The sequence below is a fragment of the Ramlibacter montanisoli genome (assembly GCF_013087525.1).
Lineage (GTDB): Bacteria > Pseudomonadota > Gammaproteobacteria > Burkholderiales > Burkholderiaceae_C > Ramlibacter > Ramlibacter montanisoli.
Genome location: NZ_JABFCS010000001.1, coordinates 2,439,018 through 2,459,038, shown reverse-complemented (window position 1 = coordinate 2,459,038; position 20,021 = coordinate 2,439,018). Strand labels below are relative to the sequence as shown.

The 20,021-nt window shown below is 70.4% G+C and carries 20 protein-coding genes and 2 pseudogenes; 11 read left to right on the top strand and 11 right to left on the bottom strand.

From position 1 onward, the window contains the following. Positions 1-30 precede the first annotated feature (30 nt). The 8 genes from HK415_RS12080 (at position 31) to HK415_RS12045 (ending at position 5,871) form a co-directional block, all read left to right on the top strand. On the top strand, positions 31-765 hold the full coding sequence (locus tag HK415_RS12080; RefSeq protein ID WP_171559512.1) for a tyrosine-protein phosphatase: 735 nt from the start codon (positions 31-33) through the stop codon (positions 763-765). Positions 766-904: 139 nt separating this feature from the next. Beyond that, the gene (locus HK415_RS12075) at positions 905-1,267 is read left to right on the top strand and encodes a serine/threonine protein kinase (protein WP_171559509.1); all 363 of its coding nucleotides are present in this window, start codon (positions 905-907) and stop codon (positions 1,265-1,267) included. A gap of 22 nt (positions 1,268-1,289) precedes the next feature. Continuing rightward, on the top strand, positions 1,290-2,108 hold the full coding sequence (locus HK415_RS12070) for an alpha/beta hydrolase (RefSeq protein WP_171559506.1): 819 nt from the start codon (positions 1,290-1,292) through the stop codon (positions 2,106-2,108). Between the two features lie 22 nt (positions 2,109-2,130). Further along, positions 2,131-2,955, top strand: a complete 825-nt coding sequence (locus HK415_RS12065; RefSeq protein WP_171559504.1) for an alpha/beta hydrolase — start codon at positions 2,131-2,133, stop codon at positions 2,953-2,955. Positions 2,956-3,027: 72 nt separating this feature from the next. Beyond that, entirely contained in the window at positions 3,028-4,353 is a 1,326-nt protein-coding gene (locus HK415_RS12060; protein WP_171559501.1) for a cation:proton antiporter, read from the top strand. Positions 4,354-4,429: 76 nt separating this feature from the next. Beyond that, on the top strand, positions 4,430-4,930 hold the full coding sequence (locus tag HK415_RS12055) for a hemerythrin domain-containing protein (protein ID WP_171559497.1): 501 nt from the start codon (positions 4,430-4,432) through the stop codon (positions 4,928-4,930). Between the two features lie 176 nt (positions 4,931-5,106). Next, a complete protein-coding gene (locus tag HK415_RS12050; RefSeq protein WP_171559494.1) occupies positions 5,107-5,469 on the top strand; it encodes a hypothetical protein in 363 nt (120 codons plus the stop codon). Positions 5,470-5,562: 93 nt separating this feature from the next. Further along, entirely contained in the window at positions 5,563-5,871 is a 309-nt protein-coding gene (locus HK415_RS12045; RefSeq protein WP_171559491.1) for a hypothetical protein, read from the top strand. Positions 5,872-5,930: 59 nt separating this feature from the next. On the opposite strand, the gene HK415_RS12040 is transcribed toward HK415_RS12045, so the two are convergent. The 4 genes and pseudogenes from HK415_RS12040 to HK415_RS12025 all read right to left on the bottom strand — a co-directional run bounded on the left by HK415_RS12040 (position 5,931) and on the right by HK415_RS12025 (position 9,576). Next, positions 5,931-6,821 carry a sulfurtransferase gene (locus tag HK415_RS12040; protein ID WP_171559488.1) on the bottom strand — a complete coding sequence of 297 codons (891 nt, stop codon included), beginning with the start codon at positions 6,819-6,821 and terminating at the stop codon, positions 5,931-5,933. A gap of 62 nt (positions 6,822-6,883) precedes the next feature. Then, positions 6,884-7,783, bottom strand: a complete 900-nt coding sequence (locus HK415_RS12035; protein ID WP_171559485.1) for a DMT family transporter — start codon at positions 7,781-7,783, stop codon at positions 6,884-6,886. Then, on the bottom strand, positions 7,783-8,388 hold the full coding sequence (leuD, locus tag HK415_RS12030) for a 3-isopropylmalate dehydratase small subunit (RefSeq protein ID WP_171563370.1): 606 nt from the start codon (positions 8,386-8,388) through the stop codon (positions 7,783-7,785). The genes HK415_RS12035 and leuD overlap by 1 nt, the downstream gene beginning before the upstream one ends. A gap of 43 nt (positions 8,389-8,431) precedes the next feature. Further along, positions 8,432-9,576 (bottom strand): annotated as a pseudogene (locus HK415_RS12025) (aromatic ring-hydroxylating oxygenase subunit alpha). Positions 9,577-9,668: 92 nt separating this feature from the next. On the opposite strand from HK415_RS12025, the gene HK415_RS12020 reads away from it, so the two are divergent. The 3 genes from HK415_RS12020 to dxs are packed head-to-tail and all read left to right on the top strand — an operon-like array spanning position 9,669 to position 12,719. Continuing rightward, the gene (locus HK415_RS12020) at positions 9,669-9,941 is read left to right on the top strand and encodes an exodeoxyribonuclease VII small subunit (RefSeq protein WP_171559482.1); all 273 of its coding nucleotides are present in this window, start codon (positions 9,669-9,671) and stop codon (positions 9,939-9,941) included. Next, positions 9,938-10,825 carry a polyprenyl synthetase family protein gene (locus tag HK415_RS12015; RefSeq protein WP_309246673.1) on the top strand — a complete coding sequence of 296 codons (888 nt, stop codon included), beginning with the start codon at positions 9,938-9,940 and terminating at the stop codon, positions 10,823-10,825. Before HK415_RS12020 ends, HK415_RS12015 begins: the two co-directional genes overlap by 4 nt. A gap of 7 nt (positions 10,826-10,832) precedes the next feature. Continuing rightward, on the top strand, positions 10,833-12,719 hold the full coding sequence (gene dxs / locus HK415_RS12010) for a 1-deoxy-D-xylulose-5-phosphate synthase (protein ID WP_171559479.1): 1,887 nt from the start codon (positions 10,833-10,835) through the stop codon (positions 12,717-12,719). A 19-nt stretch (positions 12,720-12,738) separates the two neighbouring features. Here the strand turns inward: dxs and HK415_RS12005 are convergent, their stop codons facing one another. The 7 genes and pseudogenes from HK415_RS12005 to HK415_RS11975 form a co-directional block, all read right to left on the bottom strand. Further along, positions 12,739-13,893, bottom strand: a complete 1,155-nt coding sequence (locus HK415_RS12005) for an HlyD family type I secretion periplasmic adaptor subunit (RefSeq protein ID WP_253261853.1) — start codon at positions 13,891-13,893, stop codon at positions 12,739-12,741. Continuing rightward, a complete protein-coding gene (locus tag HK415_RS12000; RefSeq protein ID WP_309246672.1) occupies positions 13,890-14,516 on the bottom strand; it encodes an ATP-binding cassette domain-containing protein in 627 nt (208 codons plus the stop codon). The genes HK415_RS12005 and HK415_RS12000 overlap by 4 nt, the downstream gene beginning before the upstream one ends. 323 nt (positions 14,517-14,839) lie before the next feature. Then, positions 14,840-15,493: pseudogene (locus HK415_RS27050) on the bottom strand (ABC transporter transmembrane domain-containing protein); the annotation flags it as partial. A 527-nt stretch (positions 15,494-16,020) separates the two neighbouring features. Next, positions 16,021-17,061 carry a TolC family protein gene (locus HK415_RS26340; RefSeq protein WP_171559469.1) on the bottom strand — a complete coding sequence of 347 codons (1,041 nt, stop codon included), beginning with the start codon at positions 17,059-17,061 and terminating at the stop codon, positions 16,021-16,023. A gap of 225 nt (positions 17,062-17,286) precedes the next feature. Next, positions 17,287-17,433 carry a hypothetical protein gene (locus HK415_RS11985; protein WP_171559466.1) on the bottom strand — a complete coding sequence of 49 codons (147 nt, stop codon included), beginning with the start codon at positions 17,431-17,433 and terminating at the stop codon, positions 17,287-17,289. Continuing rightward, a complete protein-coding gene (locus tag HK415_RS11980; RefSeq protein WP_171559463.1) occupies positions 17,403-19,055 on the bottom strand; it encodes a hypothetical protein in 1,653 nt (550 codons plus the stop codon). Before HK415_RS11980 ends, HK415_RS11985 begins: the two co-directional genes overlap by 31 nt. Continuing rightward, positions 18,962-19,975, bottom strand: coding sequence for a calcium-binding protein (locus HK415_RS11975; RefSeq protein ID WP_171559460.1), 1,014 nt, complete (start codon positions 19,973-19,975; stop codon positions 18,962-18,964). Before HK415_RS11975 ends, HK415_RS11980 begins: the two co-directional genes overlap by 94 nt. Positions 19,976-20,021: the final 46 nt, after the last annotated feature.

Genomic DNA, 20,021 nt, shown 5'->3' with positions numbered 1-20,021 from the left:
GTGCGGGCGCAGGTCCTCCACAATGGAGGAATGCGCTTCGCTTCTTCCTCCAATTTCCGCCAGGTCGGCGTCCGCCAAGGGGAGCGGACGCCGCTGCGCCACCTCTACCGCTCCGACCACCTCGGCGCCCTCGACGAAGCGGACGCGCAACGCATCCGCGCCCTGGGCATCACCCGCGTGCTCGATTTCCGCGGGGTCGAGGAGCGCAGCGCGGCGATGTGCCGCCTGCGGGAAGTCACCGTGCACTCCCTGCCGATCGAGCCCACGATCGTGCAGAGGCTCAACGAGCTGATCGCCTCCGGCCACCGGCTCACCGGCCCCGACGTCACGGCCCACATGCAGGACACCTACCGCGGCTTCGTGCGGCACAACACGCAGCGCTTCGCGGAGTTCTTCGCGCACCTGATGGCATCGAACGAACCGACGGTCTTCCACTGCACGGCCGGCAAGGACCGCACGGGTTTCGCCGCGGCGCTGCTGCTCAAGGCCGTCGGCGCGACGGATGAGGAGGTGATGCACGACTACCTCCTGACCAACGAGCGGCTGCAGCTGCCCGAGGTCTCCCGCCTGGGGCTGCCACGCGAGGCCATGGAGGTCCTGTGGCGGGTGCAGCCGGCCTTCCTGCATGCGGCCTTCGAGGAAGTGGACGCTTCCTACGGCTCGCTGGAAGGCTACTTCCGCGAAGGCCTGGGGCTGCGCGAACGGGAGCGCGAGCTCCTGCGCCACCTGTACGGCGAAGGTTCCCGGCCCGCCGGCGGCTCGTAGTCCTTCCTGCTGCCTGCTGCGCTAGCCTCCTACGCAAGTCACCGGGCAGTGCCGACAGGTCTGCCATTGCGCCGTCCCTAACACTGCATGCCATGGCGGCCGAAAGGCCGGCGAGACAACAGCAGCAAAGGAGTCCGCGATGGCCAACCAGGAACGATCCCGCGACGGGATTCCCCGCAAGGACAAGGACCAGCCCTCGGGCCAGGACTACCAGGGTGACGGCCCCGGCAAGATCGGCGTGACCAGCGACCAGCAGCCCGACCTCGTGTCGCCCTCCGGCGTCAACGAGCGCGACCATGGCTCGGCCGACGACAAGCCCATGGGCGGCGGCGCGCTGAACTTCGAGGACGGCGACATGGCGCACCCGCGCGGCAAGGTCACGCCCGCGGGCCGCACCTGGGACGAGAAGAACCCCAGCGACGCCGGCGAGCTCGGCGCGCCTTCCGCCGGCATGTCCGACCGCAACGGCCCGAGTGATCCGGATGCCAAACGCAATCGCTAAGGCGGTGCGGGGAGGAGGCAACATGGTCTACGCAATCTTCTCCGCCTCGGTCCTGCTGGCCATCGGCGCCATCTACGCGGGCGCCGTCGGCTGGCTGTACTTCCGGCAGGAACGGCTGCTGTTCGAACCGGACCCGTTGCCGGCCGACGAGCCGATCTGCACCGACCCGGACACGCGCGAGTTCTTGCTGGACGTGCCGGGCGCGCAACTGTCCGTCGCCCACCTGCAATGCCCCAATCCGCGCGGCGTCTTCTTCTTCCTGCACGGCAACTCCGGCAACCTGAAGAAATGGTTCGTGGACCTGGACGCGTTCCGCCAGGCCAACTTCGACGTGGTGATGTTCGACTACCGCGGCTTCGGCAAGAGCAGCAGCCAGATCGAGAGCGAACAGCAGCTGCGCGCGGACGTGCACAAGGTCTGGGAGCATTTCGCGCCGATGTACGCAGGGAAGCGGGTCGTGATCTCGGGCCAGTCGCTGGGCACCGGCCTGGCCGCGGGCCTGGCCGCGCAGCTGTGCTCGGAAGGCCGCGCGCCCGACCTGACGCTGCTGGTGTCCCCGTACAGCAGCATGCGCGCCCTGGCCGCGGAGCTGTATCCCTGGGTGCCGATGCAGGTGCTGCGCTACCCGCTGCACACGCTGGAGCACGCCGCCAAGCTGCTCGGCCCGGTGATGCTGATCCACGGCGTGAAGGACGAACTGATCCCGATCCGCCACAGCGAGGAGCTGTGCAGCGCGATGCACAAGGCCGAACTGCTGCGCGTGGATGGCGCGGGCCACAGCGACGTGCACCAGTTCCCCACGGTGCGCAAGGCGCTGATGTCGGCCCTGGGCCGGCTCTGATCCGGCAGGGTACCCTCGGCGCATGCCGAAGGCCCTGCCGCTGACCCTTCTGGTCCTGCTCGCCGGCGCGCTCGCGGTCTACGCGGCGCTGCTGGCCTTCCTGTGGTGGAAGCAGGAAAGCCTGATGTTCTACCCGGTGCCGCTGCCCGCGGACTACCCGCTGGCGCAGGAGCCGGACGTGCACGAGCGCACCGTGCAAGTGAAGGGCGCCACCCTTTCCGTGCTGCACCTGCAGAACCGCGACGCCAGGGGCGTGGTCTTCTTCCTCCACGGCAACGCGGGCAACCTGGCCGGCTGGTTCAGCAACGCGGACTTCTACCGGCAGGCGGGCTTCGACCTCGTCATGCCGGACTACCGCGGCTTCGGCAAGAGCACGGGCCACATCGCCAGCGCGCACGACCTGCGCGAGGACGTGCGGGCGGTCTGGGACGCGGTGGCGGCGCAGTACGCGGGCAAGCGCGTGGTGCTCTATGGCCGTTCGCTGGGCAGCGGCCTGGCGGCGGACCTCGCGCGGCAGCTCGCCGAGCGCGGCCGCGCGCCCGACCTCACGGTGCTCGTGTCCCCCTACACCAGCATCCGCGCCCTGACGCGCGAGTTCTACCCCTGGGTGCCGCCGGCGCTGATCCGCTATCCGCTGGACACGGCCGCGCACCTGCCGCACATCCGCGGCCCCGTGCTGCTGGTGCACGGCGAGAACGACACCCTGATCGGCGTGCACCACGCGCACCGCTTGAAGGAAGTGCTGCCCTCGGCGCGCCTGCTGGTGCTGCCGGGCAGCGGCCACAACGACGTGCACGACCATCCCTCGTACCGCCCCGTGCTGCGCGAAGCACTGCTGGGGCTGTGATCGCTACCGTCCAGCAATCACGGGGCATTTCCTCACAGTCCGCGCTCGACAGAGGGCCAAGAATGCGCGGCCATGGAGTTCGCGATCTGGTCCGTCATCGTCGGCCTGCTGCTGGTCCTCATGGCCCTGGGCGGCACCGTGCTCAAGCGCCTGCCGCTGTCCACGGCCATGCTCTACCTGCTGGTGGGCATGGCCGTGAGCCCGCTGGGTCTCGACCTCATGGGGCCGGATCCGATAGCCAACGCGCACCTGCTGGAACGCCTGGCCGAAGTCGTCGTGCTGCTGTCGCTGTTCACCGCAGGCCTGAAGCTCAGCCCGGGCATGAGCGACAAGCGCTGGGCGCTGCCGGTGCGGCTGGCGCTCAACTCGATGGTGGTGACCGTGGCACTGATCGCCGGCGTCGCCTGGCTGTTCCTGCAGTTGCCGCTGGGAGCCTGCGTGCTGCTGGGCGCGATCCTCGCACCGACCGACCCGGTGCTCGCGTCGGACGTGCAGCTGCAGCAGCCGGGCGACCAGGACAAGCTGCGCTTCGCGCTCACCGGCGAAGGCGGCCTGAACGACGGCACCGCCTTTCCCTTCGTGATGCTCGGCATGGGCCTGCTCGGGCTGCACGAGCTGGGCGAGTTCGGCTGGCGCTGGCTGGCGGTGGACGTGCTGTGGGCGACGGCCGCGGGGCTGGGCACGGGCTGGATCCTGGGCATCTGCATCGGCCGCCTGGTGCTGCACCTGCGGCGCCAGCACAAGGAGGCCGTGGGGCTGGACGACTTCCTCGCGCTGGGCCTGATCGGCCTGTCCTACGGCTGCGCGATCCTGCTGCACGCCTACGGCTTCCTCGCGGTGTTCGCCGCGGGCGTGGCGCTGCGCCGGCTGGAGCAGAGGCAGGGCGGCGGCGACGTCAGCGTGGCGCCCGTGCAGCAGGCCCTGATCGATCCGGACCGCAGCATCGCGGAGAACGTCGCGGTCGATCCGCAGCACGCGCCGGCCTTCATGGCGCAGGCCGTGCTGGGATTCAACGAACAGGTGGAGCGCATCGGCGAAGTGGCGATCGTGATCGCCATCGGCGCGCTGCTGTGGGCGGTGCCCTGGCAGGCGTCGGCCTGGTGGTTCGTGCCCCTGCTGCTGGTGGTGATCCGGCCGCTGGCGGTGCGCGTGGGCGTGGCGCGCAGCTCGGTGTCGCGCAGCCAGCGCTGGCTGATCGGGTGGTTCGGCATCCGCGGCGTGGGCTCGTTGTACTACCTCATGTACGCGGTCAACCACGGGCTGGCCCGGCCGCTGGCCGACCAGCTCATCGCGCTGACGCTGTCGGTGGTGGTGACCTCGATCGTCGTGCACGGCATCTCGGTGACGCCGCTGATGGCCGCCTACGAGAAAGCCCTGCGCGCGCGACCGCGCAAGTGAAAGCATCCGCTCTCCTACATGCGCGTCGCGATCGTGCCGACAGCGTGCGACGCGGCCATCTCTAGAGTGGGACCTCATGAAAAAGCGCGCGCCCGATGCCATCGACCTGCTCGATGCCGACCACCTCGAGGTGCACGGCCTGTTCCAGTCCTACCGCGAACTGGTGCGCACGCGCGCGCCCGCGCTGCAGCGCCGCGCGCTGGCCGAAGAGATCTGCATGGAGCTGACCATCCACGCGAAGGTGGAGGAGGAGCTGTTCTATCCCGCCGTGCGCGAAGCGCTGCAGGACGACGAACTGCTCGACGAGGCCGAGGGCGCGCATGGCAGCCAGCGCGAACTGGTCGCGCAGATCCTGGCGACGGCCGCCGAGGACGAGCTGTACGACGCGCGCGTGGCGGTGCTGTCGGACTACGTGGAGCGGCACGTGCGCAACGAGCGCGAGCAGGTGTTCAATCGCGCGCTGGCCGCGCGCCTGGACCTGCAGTCGCTGGCGCGCGCGATCTCGGTGCGCAAGGAGGAACTGCGCGCGGTGTCCGACGCGCTGCGCGAAGACGCGCTCGCTTCCGCGCTCGCGTAGGGATTCGTAAGAACGGTGCCAGAGTCTGGCCCGGCCGTGCCTTGTCCTACAGGCATCGACAGTAGGGGACGACAGAGCAAGGGATAACCCGCACTAAAGTGAGCCGCAGGCAGCGGCAAGCGCTGTCAGTCCTCACTATCGAAATTCCCCCAAACGAAACCCTCAAGGAGTTCCTGATGATCAAGTCCCCGATCGCCCAATGCGCCGCCCTGGCCCTGATGGCCGCCCTGACCCTGAGCGCTTGCGGCAAGAAGGAAGAGACCGCGACCACGCCGGCCGACACCTCGACGCCTTCCTCGACCTCCACCGCCACGACGCCGTCGACGACGCTGCCGTCCGACACCAGCAGCTCCGCGTCCACCACGACCAGCCCGTCCACGAGCACCGACACCACCGCCGGCTCCAGCTCCAGCATGGGCACCACGGGCAGCGGCACCTCCATGGGCGCTTCCGGCACCACCGGCTCCGCCACGGGCACCACCGACATGAGCTCCGGCTCCGCCACGTCGGCCACCCCGGCCGCTTCCGCGACCCGCTAAGCATGGCGCGCCAGTCCTGGGCACTCGCGACCCTGGTGGCGGCCGGCGCGCTGGCGCTCGCCGCCTGCAGCAAGCAGGCCGACACCAACCCGAATGCACCGGGCAGCCCGGGCACCACCGGCGGCACCGCGGAAGTGGTGCGGCCGGCTGCTCCGGACACTCCCCGGCGGGCCCTCGGGCGCCACCGGCTCGCAGGCCGGCGTCAACGTTCTGCCGGGAACCACCGGTTCAGGTACCGCCGATGCCGGTGGAACGCAGCCGGCATCGTCCGGCACGGGCCTGAACGGCGGCCTCGGTGGCGGCACGGCGATGGGCTCCGCGCCCGCCGCCAGCGGCGCCACCGTGGGCAGCGGCGGCAGTGCGAACATGACGTCCGGCAGTGCGGTGGGCCAGCGGCCCTGAAGCGCGCAAGGACGAAAAAATGCCGGGCGGGTCCCGGCATTATTCTTTGCGAAGGGCGATCAGCCCTTTTCGACCGGCAGCTTCGGGTTGCGGCTCCACTCGCTCCAGCTGCCCGCGAACAGCGCGGTGGGCGGGTAGCCGGCCAGCTCCATGGCCAGCAGGTTGGGCACGGCGCTCACGCCGCTGCCGCACTGGTGGATCACAGTCGCCGGATCGCGGCCGTCCAGGAGCTGCTCGAACTCCGCGCGCAGCTGCTGCGGCGGCTTGAAGCGGCCGTCGGCGCCGATGTTCTGCGCGAACGGCCGGTTGAGGGCGCCGGGGATGTGGCCCGCCACCGGATCGAGCGGTTCCACCTCGCCGCGGAAGCGCTGCGGCGCGCGCGCGTCCACCAGCGTCTGCGGGGAGCGTCCGAGCCCGGCGGCGACTTCCTCCAGCGTGGCCAGCCGGCGCAGCGGTTCGCCCAGCGCGAAGTTGGACTGGAAGTGCGAAGGCTCAGGCCCGGAACGCACTTCGCCGCCCGCCGCCTGCCAGGCCTGCAGCCCGCCATCGAGGACGGCGACCGCCTCGTGCCCGGCCCACTTGAGCATCCACCACAGGCGGCCGCAGTAGTTGGCACCGTTGCGGTCGTACGCCACCGCCTGCATGTCGTTGGCGAAGCCCACGCCGGACAACCACATCGCGAACTTCTCGCGGCTGGGCAGCGGATGGCGGCCGCCCGATGCCGCGCCCTGATGGGCCTGCGGCGCGCCGGTCTTGGGATCCGGCGTGCCCTTGTCGCTCAGGGCGTGGTCCAGGTCGGCGAACACGGCCGCGGGGATGTGGGACTGAAGGTACTGTTTTTCGCCGAGGGTGGGGTCCATCAGGTCGAAGCTGCAGTCGAAGACCATCAGGCGGGCCTTGGCGGCCTGCAGGGCCATCAGCTGGCCGGCGGAGATGAGGGTCGTGTACATCCGCGCATTCTCACTGGATTTGTCATTCCCGCGAAGGCGGCAAGCCAAGGCGTCCGGACGGGCTAGTGCTCTTCGCCGGGCGCGTCGGGCGCCGCCCGCGCGCGCAGCACGGTGGCCGCGATGCCGCTCGCGCAGATCAGCCCCATGCCGAGCCAGCCGTACAGCGGGATGTCGTCGCCGAACAGCAGCAGGCTGTACAGCGCGCCGAACACGATGCCGGAGTACTGCAGGTTGGCCACCACCAGCGTGGCGCCGTGGCTGTAGGCGCGCGTCATGCACCATTGGCCCAGCGACGCCAGCAGCGCCATCGGCAGGAGCCACAGCGCGTGCTGCCAGTCCCAGGGCGACACCCCCGTCACCAGCATGCCGGCCGCGCCCGCGACCGCGGAGCCCACGGCGAAATAAAAGACGGTGCGCACCTCGGGCTCGCCGATCTTGCCCAGTGCCATCACCTGCAGGTAGGCGAAGGCGGAGAGCAGCCCCGACAGCAGGCCCACCAAGCCGGCGAACACCTGGTGCTGCTCGATGGTGGGCCGCAGCATCAGCACGACGCCGGCGAAGCCCGCGAGCACCGTCATGGCCAGCGCGCCCTGGCGGCCCGGCAGCGGCGCGCCCGAGCGCGGGTTCCAGGCGACCAGCGCACCGCCTACGAGGAAGGCGGCGATCCACACGCTGCTCATGTAGTTGAGCGTCATCGCGGTGGCCAGCGGCAGGCCGGCGATGGCGTAGAACCAGGCGCCCAGCGACAGCACCCCCACCAGGCTGCGCCACGCGTGCATGCCCGCGTAGTGCGTGGCCAGCGAGGTGCGCTGCGAACGCGCCCACAGCGCCATGATCCCCATGCCGATGAAGCCGCGCCAGAACACCAGCTCGCTGGCCGTGAACCACGCCGAGGCGACCTTGATGCACACCGCCATCGTCGCGAAGAACAGCGACGCGGCCAGCATCCAGAGCGCCTGCATCAGGAAGGAAACATCCGGGCCAGCCAGGGCTGGCGGGCCAGCCGCTCGGCCTCGAAGGCGGCGATGCGCTCGCGGTGCGACAGCGTGGCGCCGATCCAGTCGATGTCCTGCGTGAGCAGCAGGCGCTGCCGCGCCGTGAGCGCGAAGCGGAACACGTGCGGCCCGGCCGTGACGGTGCCGGCGTGCACGTCGATGGCGACGGTGAGCACGCCTGCGTTCGCAAGGTCGAACAGCGCGCGCACGTCGTTCTGCGCGAGCACGATGGGTGCCACGCCATTGAGCGCGCAGTTCCCGCGGAAGATGTCGCCGAAGCCGGGTGCGACGACCGCGCGGAAGCCGTAGTCCCGCAGCGCCCACACCGCGTGTTCGCGGCTGGAGCCGCAGCCGAAGTTGTCGCCGGCCAGCAGCACGGTGGCGCCGCGCAGCGCCGGCTGGTTCAGCACGAAGTCGGGATTGGGGCGGCGCAGCGCATGGTCGCTGCCCAGGTCACCGGGATCGAGGTAGCGCCAGTTGTCGAACAGCACCGGGCCGTAGCCGCTCCTGGCCGTGGAGCGGCCGTACTGCTTGGGGAAGATCGCGTCGGTGTCGACGTTGCGGCGGTCCAGGGCACGACCGTGCCCCTGTGGATGCCGCCGGGGAAGCTGGGCACTAGACGAGGGGCGTGTTCGGCCCGATCGCCTCGCGGTACCACTCGTGGAAGTGCTGCATGCCGTCTTCCATCGGGCTCTGGTAGGGGCCGACCTCGTTGTCGCCGCGCTCCATCAGCGCCTTGCGGCCCGCGTCCATGCGCAGGGCGATCTCGTCGTCCTCGACGCAGGTCTCCATGTAGGCCGCCTGCTGGGCTTCGACGAACTCGCGCTCGAAGGCGCAGATCTCCTCGGGGTAGAAGAACTCCACCACGTTGAGCGTCTTCTGCGGGCCCTTGGGGTACAGCGTGGAGACCACCAGCACGTTCGGGTACCACTCCACCATCACGTTCGGGTAGAGCGTGAGCCAGATCGCGCCGTATTTCGGCGCCTTCCCGTCCTGGAAGCGCAGCACCTCGTCGTGCCACTTGCGGTACACGTCGGAGCCGGGCTTGCCGAGCTTGCCCGCCACGCCAACCGTCTGCACCGAGTACTCGCGGCCGAACTCCCAGCGCAGGTCCTCGCAGGTCACGAAGTTGCCCAGGCCCGGGTGGAAGGGGCCCACGTGGTAGTCCTCCAGGTAGACCTCGATGAAGGTCTTCCAGTTGTAGTCCACCTCGTGCATCTCGGTGCGGTCGTACACGTAGCCGGAGAAGTCCAGGTCGGCCTTCGGGCCCAGCCTGGCCAGCGCGCGGTTCACGTCAAGGCCGTTGCTCTCGAAGACCAGCCCGTTCCAGGTCTGGACCTTGTAATTGTTCAGGTTGAGGCAGGGGTCGGTGGCGAAGTGCGGCGCGCCCAGCAGCGTGCCGGCCTTCGCACCCTGGCCGGCGCTGTAGGTCCAGCGGTGTAGCGGGCACACGATGTTCCCCCGGAGGCGGCCGGCCCGTTGACCGAGCCGCGCCCGCGCAGCATCACCGCCTGGCGATGTCGGCACACGTTGGAGATGACTTCGACGCCTTGCGGCGTGCGCACGAGCACGCGGCCCTCGCCTTCCTGCGGCAGCGCGTAGTAGTCGCCAAGCTCCGGGACCGCGAGTTCATGCCCCAGGTAGCGGGGACCGCGCTGGTAGATGAGCTCCATCTCGCGCTCGAAAAGCGCTTGGTCGAAGTAGCTGGAAACGGGAAGTTGGCTTGCGGCCTGCTGTAACTGAAGACTTAAATCAGACATTTCACCTGACCTAGAGACTCCCCCTATGAAGGGGACAGGGCCGCGCTTGGGAGCGCGACGAGAAGGGAGGGCGATTCTACCCCCGGGGTGACATGGGGGTCCTCAGCCTAAAATCCACCTTTGATTTCAAGTATTTGCATGTCCAAGCCCCCTTCACACCCCCGGCCAGCTACGAAGCGGCGATGGAAGAGCTGGAGCAGCTCACCGGCCTGATCGAATCCGGGCAGCTGCCGCTGGAGCAGCTCCTCGCCGGCTACGAGCGCGGTGCCGAACTGCTGAGGTTCTGCCGCGACAAGCTGCAGGCGGTGGAGGAGCAGATCAAGGTGCTCGACGCGGGCGTGCTCAAGCCGTGGGCCAGCGAGTGAGTTTCGACCTGAGGGATTGGTCGGCCGAACGACTGGAACGTGTAGAACAGGCGCTGTCCGCCTGGGTGCCGGCGGACACACCCGCGCAGCTCGGCGAGGCCATGCGCTATGCCGTGCTGGATGGCGGCAAGCGGCTGCGGCCCTTGCTGGTGCTCGGCGCCGCCGAGGCCGTGGATGGCAACCTCGATGCGGCCTTGCGCGCGGGCTGCGCGGTGGAGCTGATCCACGCCTATTCGCTGGTGCACGACGACATGCCCTGCATGGACAATGACGTGCTGCGCCGGGGCAAGCCCACGGTGCACGTGGCCTTCGGCGAAGCGACCGCGCTGCTGGCCGGCGATGCGCTGCAGGCGCTCGCCTTCGAACTGCTGGCGCCGGCCGATGCGGGCATTCCCGCCAGGACGCAGGCCGCCCTGTGCCGCCTGCTGGCCCGGGCTGCGGGCCACTCCGGCATGGCGGGCGGCCAGGCGATCGACCTCGCGGCCGTGGGCAAGTCGCTCACCGAAGACGAACTGCGCCACATGCACCGCCTGAAGACCGGCGCGCTGCTGCAGGCCAGCGTGATGATGGGCGCCGCCTGCGGCGAGCCCGGTGCGCGCGCCTGCCAGGGGCTGGAGACTTATGGCCGGGCCCTCGGCCTGGCCTTCCAGGTGGTGGACGACATCCTCGACGTGACCGCGGATTCGGCTACCCTTGGCAAGACGGCCGGCAAGGACGCGGCCCAGGACAAACCTACTTACGTTTCGCTGCTGGGCCTGGACCGGGCCCGTGCCTATGCCGGCGAACTGCTGGAACAGGCGCGCGCCGCGCTCGGCACCACCGGCCTCGCGGACACCCGCGCGCTGCTGGCCCTGGCCGAGATGGTGGTGCACCGGGACAACTGAGACTTTCATGGCAACGCTGCTCGAATCCATCAACGACCCGGCCGACCTGCGCCGGCTGCCGCGCACCCAGCTGCCGCTGCTGGCCGACGAACTGCGCGCCTTCGTGCTCGAGTCCGTGGCGCGCACCGGCGGCCACCTCAGCTCCAACCTGGGCACCGTCGAACTGACCATCGCGCTGCACTACGTGTTCAACACGCCCTTCGACCGCGTGGTGTGGGACGTGGGCCACCAGACCTATCCGCACAAGATCCTCACCGGCCGCCGCGACCGCATGGGCACGCTGCGCCAGCTCGGCGGCCTGGCGGGCTTTCCGCAGCGCGCCGAGAGCGCGTACGACACCTTCGGCACCGCGCACTCGTCGACCAGCATTTCCGCCGCGCTCGGCATGGCCGTGGCCTCGCGCCAGAAGGGCGAGCAGCGCCACGCGATCGCGGTGATCGGCGACGGCGCCATGAGCGCCGGCATGGCCTTCGAGGCCCTGAACAACGCGGGTGTCGCCGAGTGCGACCTGCTGGTGATCCTGAACGACAACGACATGTCGATCAGCCCGCCGGTGGGGGCGCTGAACCGCTACCTGGCGCAGCTCATGAGCGGCCGCTTCTACGCGGCGGCCAAGGACATCGGCAAGAAGGTGCTGAACGTGGCGCCCCCGCTGTTCGAGCTGGCCAAGCGCATCGAGGAACATGCCAAGGGCATGGTGGTGCCGGCGACGCTGTTCGAGAAGTTCGGCTTCAACTACGTGGGCCCGATCGACGGCCACGACCTGGAATCGCTGATCCCCACGCTGCAGAACATCCGCCAGCTCAAGGGCCCGCAGTTCCTGCACGTGGTGACGAAGAAGGGGCAGGGCTACAAGCTGGCCGAAGCGGACCCGGTGGCCTACCACGGGCCCGGCAAGTTCGATCCGGCCGTCGGCCTGGTCAAGCCCGCCACGCCGCCCAAGCCCACCTTCACGCAGGTGTTCGGCCACTGGCTGTGCGACATGGCGGCGCACGACCACCGCCTGGTGGGCATCACGCCCGCCATGCGCGAAGGCTCGGGGATGGTGGAGTTCCACCAGCGCTTTCCGGACCGCTACTTCGACGTCGGGATCGCCGAACAGCACGCGGTGACCTTCGCCGCGGGACTCGCCTGCGAGGGGCTGAAGCCGGTGGTGGCGATCTATTCGACCTTCCTGCAGCGCGCCTACGACCAGCTGATCCATGACGTGGCGCTGCAGAACCTGCCGGTGGTGTTCGCCCTGGACCGCGCGGGCCTGGTGGGTGCCGACGGGCCCACGCACGCGGGCGCCTACGACATCGCCTACCTGCGCTGCGTGCCGAACGTGAGCATCGCCTGCCCGGCCGACGAGAACGAGTGCCGCAAGCTCCTCACCACGGCCTACCAGCAGGACCACGCGGTGGCGGTGCGCTATCCGCGCGGCGCCGGCGTCGGCGCGGCGGTGGAGGCCGGCCTGCAGCCGCTGCCCTTCGGCAAGGGCGAGTTGCGCCGCCAGGGCAAGCGGGTCGCGGTGCTGGCCTTCGGCACGCTGCTCTATCCGGCGCTGCAGGCGGCCGAACGCCTGGACCTCACGGTGGCCAACATGCGCTGGGCCAAGCCGCTGGACACCGAGCTGCTGCTGCAGGTCGCCGCCTCGCACGACGCGCTGGTCACGCTGGAAGAGGGCGCGGTCATGGGCGGCGCAGGCAGCGCGGTGACCGAGGCGCTGCATGCGGCCGGGGTGCTCAAGCCGGTGCTGCAGCTGGGCCTGCGCGACGAGTACGCGCCGCACGGCGATCCGGCGCGCCTGCTGGCACTGCAAGGCCTGGACGCGGCGGGGATCGAGGCGTCCATCCAGGCCCGTTTCGGGGCGCTGATCGAGCGGCCGGCGCCCAGCCTGAAGGTGGTCGGCTAGGGAAAGCCTGAAACGGCCTTCAGCGCTCCCCCATGGAGTCCGACAAGGTCTTGGTGATCGGCTTGGTGAGGTAGTCCAGCACGCTCCTCTGGCCGGTCTTGACTTCGACGGTGGCCGTCATGCCGGGCTGGATCAGGATGCGCTCGTCGTTGCGGCCCTTCAGGTCGCGCCCGCTGGTCTTGACCTGCACGCGGTAGTAGGGCTGCTCCACGCCCTGGATGGTCTCGGAGAGCGTGTCGGCGCTGATGTAGCTCACCTGCCCGGTCAGCACGCCGTAGATGGTGTAGTCGTAGGCATCGAGCTTCACCGTCGCCGGCAGGCCCGGCTTGATGAACGCGATGTCGGCGGGTTTCACTTTCGCTTCGAAGATCAGGTCTTCGTCCACCGGGACGATCTGCATGATCTCCTCGCCCGGCCTGGCGATGCCGCCCAGCGTCGTCAACCGGACGCTGCGCACCACCCCGTCCATCGGCGAGACCAGGTCGGTGAAACCCAGTTGCTCCTTGCGCTGCGTGGCCACCTGCTGCACGCCCGCCAGGTCTTCCTCCGCCTTGACCAGTTCGGCCTGGCAGTCCTGCAGGTACTTGTTGCGCTTGTTGGTGATCTGTCCGCGCACGTCCACCAGCTGCCGCTGCAGCCGGATGACCTCGGCGCGGCTGACGTCGCCGGTCTTGAGCAGCGGCAGGTTCATCTCCAGTTCCTCGCTGATCAGCGCCTCGGCCTTGCGCAGCGCCTCCACTTCCTCGCGCAGCCCGGCCTGGCGCTTGGCGAACAGCGCCATCTGGTTGGCCCGGAACTCGGGGTAGTCCGCCAGTTCGCGCGGAAAGCGCGGCTGCCCGCCGAAGATCTCGGCGTTCAGGCGCGCCACCGTTGCCTGCAGGGCCGCCACCTTGGCCGCGCTCTCCAGGTAGCCGGCCTGGGCCTTGGTGCGGTCGAAGCGCGCCAGCAGCTGGCCGCGCTTGACCACCGAGCCCTCGCGCACGGGCAGCTCCGCCAGCACGCCGCCTTCCATGGCCTGGATGACCTGGTTGCGCGAGGTCGCGATCACCTGGCCGGACGCGCGCGTGATCTGGTCCAGCTGCGCCCACCGGGCCCACAGCAGGAAGGCGACGATGGCCAGGGCGATGCCCCACACCATCAGGCGGCTGCCCTGGAGTTCGTTCGCCTGCTTCAAGCGGCGGCTCCCTGCGCCACCGGTTGCGGCTTGCCCGAAAGCCGGGCCAGCACCGCATCCCGCGGGCCGTCGAACTGGACACGGCCCGCCTGCAGCACCATCACCCGGTCCAGGACCGGCAGCAAGGCGGTCTTGTGCGTCGTCACCACCAGCGTGATGCCCTCGGCGCCCAGGTCGCGCAGCAGGTTCACCACGCGCGCCTCGGTGGCCGAATCCATGGAGCCGGTCGGCTCGTCCAGCAGCCAGACCTTGGGCCGGGCCAGCAGCAGGCGGGTCAGGGCGATCAGCTGCTTCTGGCCGCCGGACACGCCGCGCCCGCCCTCCGTCAGCTCCAGCGCCAGCCCCGCCTGCTGGCCGAGGACCAGGTCGATCAGGCCCGTGCGCCGGGCAGCCGCCAGGATGGCGTCTTCGCCCGGGTCCGGCAGGCCCAGCAGCAGGTTGTCTCGCAGCGTGCCGCTGAACAAGCGGGGCTCCTGCGGCAGGTAGCCCACGAGCTCGCGCACCACCGCGGGGGCGAGCGTCGCCAGGTCGATGCCGCCCAGGAAGACCTTGCCCTGCTGCGGGCGGTACAGGCCGGAGGCCAGCTTGAGCAGCGTGCTCTTGCCCGAGCCGATGGGGCCCACCAGGCCGACCCGGTCGCCCGGCCTGATCTCCAGGCGCTCGAGCTCCAGCGCCGCCTGCCGGCCCGTCCCGTAGGCAAAGCGCACGCGTTCGAAGCGCAGGCCGCCCTCCAGGCTCTGCGGCGTGAGCACGGCATGGGCTTCGTCCGCCTCGTTGGGCAGCGCGATGATCTGGTCCAGCCCCTCCAGCGCGGTGCGCGCCAGGGCCCACTGCCCATCACGCCGGGCAGTTGCACGATGGGCGCCATCGCCCGGCTGCCGATGATGGTGCAGGCCAGCAGCGCGCCCATGGTCAGCTGGTTCTGGGCCACCAGCCAGGCGCCGTAGGCCACCAGCGCGACATAGGCCAGCTGCTGCAGGGCCATGGTCAGGTTCTGCGACAGGGCCGTGAGCCCGCGGATGCCCTGGTCGGCTTCCGTGGCCTGGTCCACCAGGCGGTTCCAGCGCGCCTGCACGGTCCATTCCCCGCTGTTGGCCTTGAGCGCCTCGGCGCCGTCGACGGCTTCCACCAGCAGGCCCGCCTTCAGGTTGCTGGCCGCGACGGTGTCGCGGGTGTGGCGCTGGATCGCGCCCTGGAACGCCAGGCCGACGGCCAGGGCGATCGGCATCGCGATGATCGGCACCACCACGACCCAGCCGCCCACCATGGCGATGACGGCGAGGAACAGCGCCGCGAACGGCACGTCGGCCAGCACGAACAGCGAGGTCGAGGCCAGCACGCCGCGCACCATCTCGAAGCCCTTGACCTGGGAGGCCAGGGTGCCGACCGAAGGCGGCCTCGCCTCCATGCGGATGCCGAGCATGCGCGCGAAAAACCATTCGGACAGCTCGTGGTCGATGGCGTTGCAGGTCCGGTCCACCATGTGGCTGCGCAGGTGCTTGAGGACGAACTCCAGCAGGACGGACAGGGCCACGCCCACTGTCAGCACCCACAGGGTCTGCACGCCCTGGGTCGGGATCACGCGGTCGTACACCTGCATCGCGTACAGCGACGTCGCCAGGGCCAGCAGCGAGACGATGGCCGTGGCCAGCACCGCGTCGGCGAACACCTTCTTGCGCGCCCATAGCGCGCGCCGCACCAGCCCCAGCGCCGATGGCCGGCCGGCGGCCGCCCGCCTGGCCCGGGGCAGTGCCAGGAAGCTCGCTCGTTCGAGCGTCGGCAAGGGGGCGGGGATTCCTGCGGGGTCCTCCGCGCGCCAGCTGCCGTCGGCGGCGCGGCCCGAGACCAGCAGCCAGCGGGACGCCACCCGCGCGACGAAGGGCAGGTTGGCGGGCGTCGGGCTGGACAGCGGTGCGGGTTCGCCCTCCAGTCCGGCCAGGCGCCAGGCCTGGGCGAACAAGGTGGCGGCCTGGGCTGCGTCGTCATGCACCGGTTCCGGCAGCCGGTCGAGGTCGTCCAGCCGTGAGCGCTCCACGCGCTGGCCCACGAGCCGCGCCGCGCGCTCCACCAGGCGGCCCAGGGTCCCCGTGTCGGGGGCGGCCATCGTCGGCGGGGTTTCCATCATGTTCATCGGGTCGTCAGCATTCCGGTCTGCGCGCGCAGGCGCATGGCGGCGCCGGCCGCCTGGGCGCGGGCGTCCTCCAGCAGGAAGTTGGCCTGGGTGGCCTCGCGCACGGCATTGAGCACCTCCTGCCACGACTTGCGGCCGGCCACGTACTGGCGGGCATAGGAGGCGAATACCTCGGCCGACATCGTACTGGACAGGCGCGCGGCTTCGCTGCGCCCGCGCGCGGCAATCCACTCCTCCCAGTCCAGGGCGATGCGCTCGCGCAGGTCGCGCTCGCCGGCCGCGCGGGCCTGGTGCGCGGCCTCGCGCCGGGCCACGGCCTCCTGCACGCCGGAGTGGGCGGACAGGCCGGCGCCGGGCTGGGCCTGCAGCACCAGCAGGGCGCGGCTGTCGGCCGGAAAGCCGCCGCCCGTGACGCGTTCGACGCGCAGGCTCACCCGGGGCAGGACCGCGGACTTGCGTTGCGCGATGGCCGCTTCGGCGGCCTGTTCCTCGTGGGCCAGCCGCCGCAGCGTCGGCGAGGCGTCCAGCGCCGCCGCCAGCGCGGCGTCCAGGCTGGGCGGGCCGGCCGGGTCTTCCAGGCCTTCCCAGCCGACCGCGCCGACCGAACCGTCGCTCAGCTGGCTCAGTTGCGCCAGGGCGCCGCGCAAGGACTGGCGGGCCTGCGACAGGTCGTGCCGCGCCAGCTGCAGCCGCGATTCGGCCAGGCGCTGGTCGGTCTGCGAACTCACTTCCTGCGTGACCCGCCGCTGGATCATCGCCAGCAGCCGCTCGTGCTCCTGCGCGTTCGCCGTGGCGTGCTCCTCGCGCCCCTTCTGCCGCAGCGCTTCCAGGTAGGCCGCCAGCACGCGCAGCGCCATCTCGAGCCGCGCTTCATCGACGCCGGCGGCCGCGGCATCGAGCCGGCGGCTGGCGGCATCGATGACGGAAGTGATCCGCCCGCCGGTCCACAGGGGCTGGTCCAGGCGCAGCACGGCGGCGTTGCGGCCGCTGCCGCCGGGGTCGATGCCTCCACGCTGGGCGTGGGATAGCGCTCCCATTCCGCGCCCTCGCGGGCCGCCTGGGCCGCGGCCTGTTCCGAACGCCGGGCCTGGATCGCCGGATGGCTGGCCAGCGCGGCGTCCAGCACCTGCTGGAAGGTCCGCACGGGCTGGGCCTGGGCCGCGCCGCCGGCCAGCAACAGTGCGGCCAGCGCCAACTTCAGCAATTGCATGCGGAATCCAGGGTGGCCTTTCTTGGGCTGGCGCGGTGGCGGACCAGGAACGTCAGATGTGCTGGATCCAGTTGTTGCCCGCCATCAGCCCCAGCTGGTCGGGCGTGACCCCGCCCAGCACCACGGCGGTCTGGCTCACGCCGGCATTGGCGCTACCGTCGTAGACGATCAGTGTGTCGGTGCCGGCGGTCGTGTCCACCGCGAAGGTGTCCGTGCCGTTGTAGGCCCCCGCACCGCGAAGAAGGCCTGGTTGGCGGCCAGGCCGTTGGTCGGCAGCGAGCCCATGTAGCCGGACTGCAGGGTCTGGAACGAGACACTGTCGCCTGTCGCCAGGTCGGTGATCACGTCGGCTCCGCCGGTGAAGGCGAAGGTGTCGCCGGTGTTCAGGGTGGCGTCGCCGCCCAGGTTCACCGCCACCGGCGTGGAGTCGCCCTGGTCGAACTGGAACTGGTCGATCCCCGCGCCGCCCGTCATCCGGTCGGCCCCGGAGCCCCCGGTGATGAAGTCGTTGCCGCCGGAGCCCACCAGCGTGTCATTGCCGGCGTAGCCGTTGACGTCGTATTCGACGAGCGCGGACAGCCCGCTGATGTCGATCGAGTTGTTGCCGGAACTGCCTTCGGCGGAGCCGCCGTACAGCGCCGGGTCGTCCCCGAGCAGCAGGTTCCCCGCCGTGTCCCTCAGGCTGTCGACCGTCGTCGATCCCGTGTACTGCAGGAACACCCAGTCGGTGGCCGCCAGCGTCTGGTCGGTCTGCACCTCGACGTGCGCCGTGCCGCTGCCGGTCACGCCGGTGATGGCCATGGGCGTCACGCCGTTCTTGGACATGTCGATGGCAGCCGCGAGCGGCACGAACGCGTTCTCCGCGAAGTCGAAGGCGATGCCGTTGCTGGTCAGCGCAAATTGGGTGGGCTCAGGCGCGGTGGTGTCCTCCAGCAGCACGACCCCGTTGGCGGCGGTGGTGCCCAGCGTGGCGCCTTGCAGGCCGCCCAGCCGCACCAGGGTGTGCGGGGCGAAGCCGCCGTTGTGCTGGAACAGCAGCAGGCTGTCGGCGCTGCCGTTGCTGTCGGAGTCGTAGGCGAAGGCGGCCGTCTGGCCGGCCGTCAGCGCACCGGACAGGTAGGTGATGGCATTGCCGCTGTTGGCCTGGTTGATCGCCAGCGTCGCGCCGCCGGTGTCCTTGAAGGTGACGATGCCGTTGGTGATGTCGTGCTGCGCCACCGCGCCGCTGTCGGTCGCGTTACCGCCGGTCACGTCGGCCGCGATTATCTCCGAGGTCAGGCTCAGCACGTCGTGGTTGGCGAGGGTGCCCGACGAGACGTCGAAGCCGGTGCCGGCCACGCCGGTCTGGCCGACGATGGCATCGGCCAGGCCGCCGCCGGTGCGGCTTTCGAAGAGGCCGATGTGCACCGTGTCGCGGCTGTAGGGCCGGGAGCTGCCATTCTCCACCAGGATGATGGCGTCGGCGCCGCCGCCGCCGGACAGGGTGTCGATCCCGCCGCCGTCCGTGAGGCGGTCGTTCTGGAAGCTGCCCACCAGCGTGTCGCTGCCGCCCTGGCCGCGCACCTCGATCGGCAGGTCGCTGCCGTAGTTGTCCAGCGCGATGGTGTCGTTGCCCGTGCCGCCGAACCAGAACTCGGTGGGCGCGAAGCCGTTGTTGCTCAGGTCCGTGAGGCCGGCCCCGATCCGCGCGCGCAGGACATCGGCAGCACCGAGCGTGCCGTTGACCGTCACCACCAGCGTCGCCGTGCCCAGGCCGCTGACGTTGGTGATGCCCAGGGACGGCTGGGACCAGACAGTCTGGGGATCAGGATTCGCATGCACTGCAGGTTGAGGCTGTTCTGCACCGCTTCGCTGAAGGTCAAGGTCACGCTGCTGGTGCCATCGCCGTTGCTCACGGCTATCAGCGACTGCAGGCTCGGCGCCGTGGTGTCGGGGACGGGCTTGTGGCTGACCCAGGTGCTGCCCGGGAAGAGATTGAGTTCGTCGGGGATGGTGCCTTCGAGCACCATCGCGGTCTGCGTCACGCCGGTGCCGCTGGTGCCGTCATAGACCACCAGCGAGTCGGTGCCGGCGGCGGCGTCCACCAGGAAGGTCCCGGTGCCGGCGCTGTACTCGCCGCGCACCACGTAGAACGCCTGTTCGGCCGCCAGCCCGTTGGCCGGCAGCGAGCCCATGTAGCCGGACTGCGGGCCCTGCATCGAGAAGGCGTCGCCCGCGGAGAGGTCGGTGACGACGTCGGCGCCGCCCGTGAACGTGAAGGTGTCGCCGGTGTTCAGGGTGGCGTCGCCGCCCAGGTTCACCGCCACCGGCGTGGAGTCGCCCTGGTTGAACTGGAACTCGTCGGTGCCGGCGTTGCCCGTCATCCGGTCGGCCCCGGTGCCCCCGGTGATGAACTCGTTGCCGCCGGAGCCCACCAGCACGTCGTCGCCGGCGTAGCCGTTGATGTCGTATTCGACCGACGCGGACCGCCCGCTGATGTCGATGATGTTGTTGCCGGCGCCACCTTCGGCGGAGCCGCCGTACAGTGCCGGGTCGTCCCCCTGCAGCAGGTTCCCCGCCGTGTCGCTCAGGCTGTCGGCGACGGTCGTTCCTCCCGTGTACTGCAGGAACACCCAGTCGGTGGGCGCCAGCACCTGGTCGGTCTGCATCTCGACGTGCGCCGTGCCGCTGCCGGTCACGCCGGTGACGTTCATGGCCGTCGTGCCGTTCTTCGACATCGTGATGGCCGCCGCGGTCGACACGAACGCGTTCTCCGCGAAGTCGAAGGCGATGCCGTTGCCGGTCAGC

Bases quoted from the DNA above. Each gene is read 5' to 3' on its own strand.
- HK415_RS12080 (WP_171559512.1), top strand. From the start codon at position 31: ATGCGCTTCGCTTCTTCCTCCAATTTCCGCCAGGTCGGCGTCCGCCAA.
- HK415_RS12075 (WP_171559509.1), top strand. From the start codon at position 905: ATGGCCAACCAGGAACGATCCCGCGACGGGATTCCCCGCAAGGACAAG.
- HK415_RS12070 (WP_171559506.1), top strand. From the start codon at position 1,290: ATGGTCTACGCAATCTTCTCCGCCTCGGTCCTGCTGGCCATCGGCGCC.
- HK415_RS12065 (WP_171559504.1), top strand. From the start codon at position 2,131: ATGCCGAAGGCCCTGCCGCTGACCCTTCTGGTCCTGCTCGCCGGCGCG.
- HK415_RS12060 (WP_171559501.1), top strand. From the start codon at position 3,028: ATGGAGTTCGCGATCTGGTCCGTCATCGTCGGCCTGCTGCTGGTCCTC.
- HK415_RS12055 (WP_171559497.1), top strand. From the start codon at position 4,430: ATGAAAAAGCGCGCGCCCGATGCCATCGACCTGCTCGATGCCGACCAC.
- HK415_RS12050 (WP_171559494.1), top strand. From the start codon at position 5,107: ATGATCAAGTCCCCGATCGCCCAATGCGCCGCCCTGGCCCTGATGGCC.
- HK415_RS12045 (WP_171559491.1), top strand. From the start codon at position 5,563: ATGCACCGGGCAGCCCGGGCACCACCGGCGGCACCGCGGAAGTGGTGC.
- HK415_RS12040 (WP_171559488.1), bottom strand. From the start codon at position 6,821: ATGTACACGACCCTCATCTCCGCCGGCCAGCTGATGGCCCTGCAGGCC.
- HK415_RS12035 (WP_171559485.1), bottom strand. From the start codon at position 7,783: ATGCAGGCGCTCTGGATGCTGGCCGCGTCGCTGTTCTTCGCGACGATG.
- HK415_RS12020 (WP_171559482.1), top strand. From the start codon at position 9,669: ATGGGGGTCCTCAGCCTAAAATCCACCTTTGATTTCAAGTATTTGCAT.
- dxs (WP_171559479.1), top strand. From the start codon at position 10,833: ATGGCAACGCTGCTCGAATCCATCAACGACCCGGCCGACCTGCGCCGG.
- HK415_RS26340 (WP_171559469.1), bottom strand. From the start codon at position 17,061: ATGGGAGCGCTATCCCACGCCCAGCGTGGAGGCATCGACCCCGGCGGC.